At 62.2% G+C, this 7,391-nt stretch carries 5 protein-coding genes and 1 tRNA gene; 4 read left to right on the top strand and 2 right to left on the bottom strand.

What is annotated here, in order from left to right; genetic code table 11:
• Positions 1–193: 193 nt before the first annotated feature.
• Both ACMLHZ_RS01140 and ACMLHZ_RS01135 read right to left on the bottom strand, forming a co-directional pair.
• Positions 194–2,467, bottom strand: a complete 2,274-nt coding sequence (locus ACMLHZ_RS01140) for a hydratase (RefSeq protein ID WP_418665979.1) — start codon at positions 2,465–2,467, stop codon at positions 194–196.
• A gap of 90 nt (positions 2,468–2,557) precedes the next feature.
• Positions 2,558–3,700, bottom strand: a complete 1,143-nt coding sequence (locus ACMLHZ_RS01135) for a CapA family protein (RefSeq protein WP_418665978.1) — start codon at positions 3,698–3,700, stop codon at positions 2,558–2,560.
• Between the two features lie 195 nt (positions 3,701–3,895).
• Here ACMLHZ_RS01135 and ACMLHZ_RS01130 point away from each other — a divergent pair.
• From ACMLHZ_RS01130 to ACMLHZ_RS01115, 4 genes are all read left to right on the top strand, one after another.
• Positions 3,896–3,971 (top strand) — tRNA-Gly (locus ACMLHZ_RS01130).
• A 320-nt stretch (positions 3,972–4,291) separates the two neighbouring features.
• A complete protein-coding gene (locus ACMLHZ_RS01125) occupies positions 4,292–5,248 on the top strand; it encodes a polysaccharide deacetylase family protein (protein ID WP_418665977.1) in 957 nt (318 codons plus the stop codon).
• Between the two features lie 36 nt (positions 5,249–5,284).
• Positions 5,285–5,911, top strand: a complete 627-nt coding sequence (locus ACMLHZ_RS01120) for a bactofilin family protein (RefSeq protein ID WP_418665976.1) — start codon at positions 5,285–5,287, stop codon at positions 5,909–5,911.
• 103 nt (positions 5,912–6,014) lie between these two features.
• The gene (locus ACMLHZ_RS01115) at positions 6,015–7,241 is read left to right on the top strand and encodes an MFS transporter (RefSeq protein WP_418665975.1); all 1,227 of its coding nucleotides are present in this window, start codon (positions 6,015–6,017) and stop codon (positions 7,239–7,241) included.
• Positions 7,242–7,391: the final 150 nt, after the last annotated feature.

Here is a 7,391-nt window from a genome sequence, read left to right as displayed (position 1 = left end):
GTGTCAGCCCCGCCCGCGCCGCCAGGCAGGGCAGAATATCGGCTTTCAGTGAGCCGTCTGAAAATGTGCTGTGTGTGTGCAGGTCGCCGGTCATAGGCAGGGTGCCTCGCTTTCGTTTCTGTTTTTTGCCCGCGCCGGCTGTTGCGCCCCGGGAGCCCGGCCAAAAGCGGCCGGGCTCCCGGGGCGCGGTGGTTCAGCCGCGCTTGTAATAGTTGATCAGGCAGCCGTCCAGCAGGATCTGCCGCTCGTCTGCGGTCAGCGGCGCTATCGTCAGGGTAAAGGGCCGGGGCCCGCCCTTTCCCAGCACCCAGGCGGGAATGTCGCTCAGCTGGTTTTGCTCCAGCCTGGCGCGGATGCCCGGCACCAGAACGGCGTCCCCCAGCTCAAAAGGCGTGGGCCCCGCCAGTTGGAAGGGCAGCATGCCCCAGTTGATCAGGTTCGAGCGGTAGCGCTTGGTGGCGTATTCCACCGCAATGTTCGCCCCGGCACCCAGCACCCGCTGGCAGCTGGCCGCCTGTTCGCGGGCCGATCCGTCGCCGGGCTTGACCGCGTAAATGGTCGAGGCAATGCCCACCTGTGCCCATTCCAGCGCTTCGCAGCCGGGCACGGCCCGCAGCAGCGCCAGCAGTTCGGCGTCCGTTTTTCCCTGGGCCCGGGCGGCCTCCTCGGCCTGCACTGCCTTGGCCCGGCCCACGTACTCCGGGTCCTTGCGGGAAAGGGTAAATTCCGCGAGCCCCAAGGGGTTCGACCGGTACGAGCTGGTCTCGCCGCTGGGGATCAGCTCGTCGGTGGTGGTCACCGGGTCGGTAATGAAGCTGGTCACCCTCAGCAGCAGGTTTTCGGGCAGCGGCTGAATGTCGGGCCAGCTTTTGATGTTGGGCCCCAGGCGCAGAAGCGCGTCGTAATCGCCCTTGCCGTAGCCGTTGTACACCCGGCTTTTATAGCTGGAATCATCAAACTCATACGCGGGGATATGCGGCTCATAGTCCACCTCGGTGGCCGGGGTCAGAATGCCGCCGTGCAGGGTGGTGGCCGCAATCGAGCGCGCGTCCATCAGTGCCACCCCTGCGATCTGCCCGCTGCCGGGCTTCGAGCCCTCCCGGCTGGGGAAGTTGCGGGTCGTATGCCGGATCGACAGCGCGCCGTTCGCCGGCACGTCCCCCGCACCGAAGCAGGGCCCGCAGAACGCCGTGCGCACCGTGGCGCCGCCCGCCATCAGGCCGGTCAGCGCGCCGTTTTTCATCAGGGCCATCATGGTGGGCTGGCTCGAGGGATACACACTCAGGGCGTATTCCCCGTTGCCGCCGCCGTGCCCCGCCAGGATCTGGGCCGCCTCGCAGATGTTGGAATACGTGCCGCCCGCGCAGCCCGCAATCACGCCCTGGTCCACCCGCAGCCTGCCGTTTTCGATCTTGCTCACAAGGTCCAGCCGTACCTTGCCGCCCATCAGGGCCGCGCAGTCCTCCTCGGTCTTGTGCAGGATGTCGGCGAGGTTTGCGTTCAGCTCTTCAATGGTATACACGTTGGAGGGGTGCATGGGCAGGGCGATCATGGGCTTTACCGCCCCAAGCTCCACCTCCACCAGGCCGTCGTAATAGGCAAGGGGCGCCGGGGCCAGGGGCTTGTAGTCGCCCGCGCGCCCGTGGGCCGCCAGGTATTTTTCCGTTTCTCCGTCGGTCACCCAAATGCTCGACAGGCAGGTGGTCTCGGTGGTCATCACATCCACGCCGCTGCGGTATTCCAGCGGCAGGTTTGCCACACCCGGGCCCACGAACTCCATCACCTTGTTTTTCACATAGCCGTTTTTGAACACCGCGCCTATGATGGCCAGCGCCACGTCCTGCGGGCCCACGCCGGGCGCGGGCGCCCCGGTCAGGTGCACCGCCACCACGCCGGGCCGGGCCACGTCGTAGGTTCGGCCCAGCAGCTGCTTTGCCAGCTCGCCGCCGCCCTCGCCGATGGCCATGGTGCCCAAAGCGCCGTAGCGGGTGTGGCTGTCGCTGCCCAGGATCATTTTGCCGCAGCCGGCCTGCATCTCCCGCATGTACTGGTGGATCACCGCCAGATGGGGCGGCACATAAATGCCGCCGTATTTTTTGGCGGCCGACAGGCCGAACAGGTGGTCGTCCTCGTTGATGGTACCGCCCACCGCGCACAAAGAGTTGTGGCAGTTGGTCAGCACATAGGGCATGGGGAAGCGGGTCAGGCCCGAGGCACGGGCCGTCTGCACAATGCCCACAAAGGTGATGTCGTGGCTTGCCATGGCGTCGAATTTAAGCTTCAGCGCCTCGGGGTCGCCGCTGGTGTTGTGGGCCTGCAAAATGTTCCACGCAATGGTGCCGGTGCGGGCCGCCTCAATCTCCGGCGCCAAAAACCCCAGCGCCGCCAGCGCAGCCGGGGCGCTTTCATCGGCGGGCACCCATTGCCCCCTGGCATAATACATACCCGTGCTCGAACAAGAGATCATAATAAACCTCCCTGTAATTTAACAATATAGTTGTATTATAACACAAGCACCCGGCTGCCGAAAGGCCCGCCGGGCGCTTTTTTACAGTTTTCATGCCTCCGGTTTGTGCAATACGCCCTCCTCATCAAACCAGCCGCTCTCGCACACCGCGTTCAGCTCCTCCAAAATGCGCCGCCGCTCGGCCTCATCCTCCACCAGGCTGGTGCGGCCGCCGGTCTGCACACAGGGCACAAGGCGCACCTGCGCATTTTCCGCCCCCGGCCCGGTCAGGGTCACCTCCAGCAGGGCGGTGTCCAGCGTTTCCATGTTGAACCAGAAGTTCCCCAGGCTGTAAAGCACCGGGGTCTGCCCGCGCCAGCCAGCCCCCTGCAGCACATGCGGGTGCGCCCCCACGATCAGGTCCGCCCCCGCCTGCTGGAACAGATCCGCCAGCTCGGTCTGAGCGGTTTCCAGCACCGTGCTCCGCTCGGTGCCCCAGTGCACATACACCACCAAATAATCACAGTTTTGGCGCGCCGTGCGGATCGCTTCCAGTGCCTTTTCCGGCTCGTAGCAGCGCAGCACGCCGGGTCTCGCCTGTTCCGCCGCCGGGGTCAGAATGTATTTTTCAGCCCGGGTGCAGGCGATGTAGCCAATGGTCAGGCCGTCCACGCCAAAATATTGCGCCCGCATGGCCTCCTCCAGGTCCCGCCCCGCTCCCACATAGGGGATCCCCGCGCCCGACAGGGTGTCCAGCGTGTCCAAAAATGCCTCCTCGCCGTAGTCAAAGCAGTGGTTGTTGGCAAGGCTCACCAGGTCGGCCCCCAGCGCCTGCCAGATCGCGGCGTTGGCCGGGTCGGCCCGAAAGGTAAAGGCCTTTCCCGGCATGGGCTCCCCCTGCAGCGAAAATGCGAACTCGTTGTTGCACAGCAGCAGGTCGGCGCCGCGCATGCGCTCCAGCAACGAGGGGCCAAAACAGTCCTCCACACCCTGTGTGCCGGCGTAATGCTGCATGTTGTACCAGTCATCGGCAAAGTTCACATCCCCGGTAAACGCCAGGGTCACATGGGGCTGCGGGCTGGCGGTGGGCCGGGGCGAAGGGGAATGCTCGGCCGCCTGCGGCGTGGCACGGGGCGGGGCGGCCGGCCCGCTTTGGGCCGGGGCGGCGGGTACCGCGCCCGCCAGCGCCGCCCAAAAGGCCCCCAGCGCGCAGGCCAGCACAATAAATATTTTTGCCGGTGTGTTCCCCTTCACAGCGCGCCCCCTTCCGGTTTTCGTGTTTCAACCCCGTTTTTCTCCATTATGCGTTGCTTTTTTTCAAAAATCAAGTGTCCGGGCACCCCCGGCCCTTGCAAACGGCAGCCCCGCACAAAAAATCCGCAAAAAACACTGCTGAAAAACCGATTGACATTTCAAATCCGGGCTAGTATAATAATTAAGCAATGATTTGCGGGTTTAGCTCACCCGGTAGAGCGTCTGCTTCCCAAGCAGAAGGTAGCGAGTTCGAGTCTCGTAACCCGCTCCAGCAAAAACCGCACTGTGCAGCCGTCTGGCCACAGTGCGGTTTTCTTTTTTAACGGCGCCAAACAACAAGTCCGCCTCGCCGTCCATCTTCTTCTGCACCTCCTTCCCTCCTTGCACACAAAGGAAGCTTTGCCCCTGTAACCGCATTTTTTCGCCCGTTCCTCATTTTACCTCCTCCCAAAGCGCATGTTTTTCCGGATATTCTTTGCTTTTTTAGCAAAAAGCCCTCGCAATTATAATAGTATTGTATTATAATGATGATAATTATTAACTTTCTTGCGGATGTTCGCCTTGCGGCGCCCGCTTTCGGCAGGTGTATTTTTGGAACAGGAAAACCTACAATTCGCCCAAAAAGTGCGGCGTGCAAAGCGCCGGATCATCATCGCGCTGCTTGTTCTTCCCCCGCTTCTTCTCACAGTCTCGGTGTGCCTGGGTGTCGAGTGCTTCGGGCTGCGGCGCCAGAACGCGGCCTATGCGGATCAAGTGGAGTCTCAGGCCGGGCAGCTTCAGCAGGCCGCCGAGCAGCGGCGGCAGCTGGAAGATCAGCTTCTGGCGGCCACTCAAAGCACGCCGGAATCCGCCCCGCCCGAGGCGCTGGAATACCAGCAGCTCTACCCCGAACTCTCGGTGGAGCCCGCCAAAAGCGTTTCCCCCGCCGACAAAACGGTCTATCTCACCTTCGACGACGGCCCGTCCGGCAACACGCTGGCCCTGCTCGACGTTTTGGATAAATATAACGTAAAGGCCACTTTTTTTGTGGTGGGCAGCCAGATTCCCGGCCGCGAGGATATCCTGCGCGAGATCGCGGCCCGCGGCCACACGGTGGGCATACACAGCAACTCCCACAAATACAACAATATCTACGCCTCGGTGGATGCTTGCCTGCAGGACTTTGACCTGCTGCGCGCCCGCATTCTGGAGGTTACCGGCCAGGCTCCTTCCATCCTGCGGTTTCCCGGCGGCAGCGTGAACGGCTACAACCGCGATATTTACCAGGAGCTTATCTCCGAAATGCTGCGCCGCGGTTACGCTTATTTCGATTGGAACGTTTCCGCGCAGGACGCCACTCCCCAGAACAAAAGCGTGGCGGACATTGCAAATGCGGTGGTCACGGCGGTTCCGCGTCACCGTTACTCCATCGTTCTGCTGCACGACACCTCCCTGCGCGAGACCAGCGTGAAAGCGGTGGACCGGCTGATCCCCCAGCTGCTGGAACTGGGCTACACCTTCGCCCCGCTCGATCCCTCCGTATCCCCTATCATTTTTTCATATAAATGACCAGCTAAAACGCCAAAGAACAAGGAGTGTTCCCACATGGAAAAGAAAAGCCCGTTTATGAGCGCCCTGAATGAACTGATGGGCAACCAGCCCATCGGGGAGGAACAAACCGCCCCGCAAGGCGCCCCTCAGGCCGCGCCCCAACCCGATCCGGACCCCATCCCCCAGGTGGAAGCCCGTGATATGGATACCGGTGTGCCCGTTGCCGTAAGCCAGGTCGCGCCCACCATCATCAACGAGGACGTCACCATCGACGGCTCCCTCAGCTGCGGGCACGATATGCTCTTTTCCGGCTCCATCAAAGGCAACATAAAGTGCGACGGCAAGCTCACCGTGCGGGGCTATATTTTCGGCAATGTGGTGGCGGCGCAGGTGGAGCTGTGCGGCGCCCGCATCCGGGGCAACACCGTGTGCAGTGGCTTTATGACCATGGACGAGGGCAGCATGATCGTGGGCGATGTGGAAAGCGAAAACCTCATCCTCGGCGGCAAGATCAAGGGCGACGTGACCGTGCGCGGCCAGGCCGATGTGCGCAGTTCCGCTTATCTGCTGGGCGATCTCGAGGTCGGCGGTCTTGCCATCCAGCAGGGCGCCTGCCTGAACGGCCGTATTTCCACCCACAGCGACGAGAGCGCCAGCCAGATCTTCAGCGATCTGGAGTAACGCTCACCTTTTTCACACCCAAGCGCCCGGGCCCCTGCGGGTCCCGGGCACTTTTTATTGCAAAGCAGCAACAATCCCCAGCATCCTGAGGGAGGGATCGTTTTTGAAAAAGCTCTTTGGCCAGTATGCGGGGCTGCGCCGGGAAATGTACATCATCTTTTTTGGCCGGGTGGTCACCAACATGGGCGCGCTCATCTGGCCCATGCTCACCCTCATTTTAAAAAGCAAGATGGGCCTCTCCGCCTCCGACAGTGCAAATCTTCTTCTGCTGCTGGGGGTGCTGCAGCTGCCCTGCACCATGATCGGCGGCAAGCTCGCCGACCGCTTTTCCAAGCGCAGTATCATCATCGTGTGCGATCTGGTCACCGTAGGCTGTTATCTCGCGTGCTCCATGCTGCCCATCTCGCCCCTGTTCGTGGCGCTGTTTTTCGTGGCGGGCATCTTTGCCCAGATGGAGTGGCCCAGCTACGACGCCCTGGTGGCCGATATGAGCAGCAGCGCCGACCGCGAGCGCGCCTACAGCCTGAATTACCTGGGCGCAAACCTGGGGCTGGTGCTGGCCCCCACCCTTGGCGGGCTGCTCTTCGCCCAGCACCTGAACCTGGCGTTTCTCATCAACGCGGTTTCCACCTTCAGCTCCACCGTGCTCATTTTCTTTTTCATCCGCAATACCCGCCCCACGCAGGATGCTTCTCCCGTGAGCCGCTACGAGGCCGGCCAACAGGGCAGCACCTGGCAGGTGCTGCGCCGCAGCAAGGTGCTCTGGCTGTTTTTGCTCTGCAGCGCCGTGGGCGAGGCGGTGTACAGCCAGTTCAACTTTTTGCTGCCCCTCAACATGGAACAGCTTTACGGCCAGCAGGGCGCGGTGTGGTTCGGCATGCTCACCAGCGTGAACGCCACGGTGGTGATCCTGTGCACCCCCTTGCTCACCGCCCGCTTTTGCCGCCTGTGCGACACCTCCAAGCTTCTCGCGGGCGAAGCGCTCATCGCGCTGGGGTTTGCCTTTTATATCTTTGTGCAGGGCTTCATCCCGCTGTATTTTGCCGCCATGGTGGTGTTCACTCTTGGCGAAATTTTTATTACCCTGGGCCGCCAGCCCTATCTCACCCGGCGCATCCCCGCCTCCCACCGGGGCAGGCTCACCTCCATCACCCTGGTGGGCGGCATGCTGTGCCAGGGGCTGGCGCTCAAGGTGGTGGGGCTGCTGGCCGACCGCGCGTCCCCGCCGCTGGTCTGGGCGCTGGTGGTGGCGGTGGCCGCCGCCGTGGCCGCGGGCTACGCCCTTCTGCGCCGGGCCGACCGCAGGGCCTTCCCCCTTCTCTACAAATAAACCGCGTATATCAAAAGCCCGGCGCGTTTTTGTGAAATAGTCAATAGATAGTAGACAGAAAACCCCGATTACGCCGCCAGTCCTGTTCTAAATAGGACTGGCGGTTTACCATTAAGCTTACGAATGGGACGGCAGAAATTGAAATAGTGG

Origin of the sequence: Allofournierella sp. (genome assembly GCF_048388525.1) — a bacterium.
GTDB lineage: Bacteria > Bacillota > Clostridia > Oscillospirales > Ruminococcaceae > BQOK01.
The sequence above is the reverse complement of the archived record's forward strand: the minus strand, read 5'-3'. Positions and strand labels throughout refer to the sequence as shown.

What these genes read in the sequence shown, in the direction of transcription:
- ACMLHZ_RS01140 (WP_418665979.1), bottom strand. Translation starts at nt 2,467, where the DNA reads ATGATCTCTTGTTCGAGCACGGGTATGTATTATGCCAGGGGGCAATGG.
- ACMLHZ_RS01120 (WP_418665976.1), top strand. Translation starts at nt 5,285, where the DNA reads ATGGAAAAGAAAAGCCCGTTTATGAGCGCCCTGAATGAACTGATGGGC.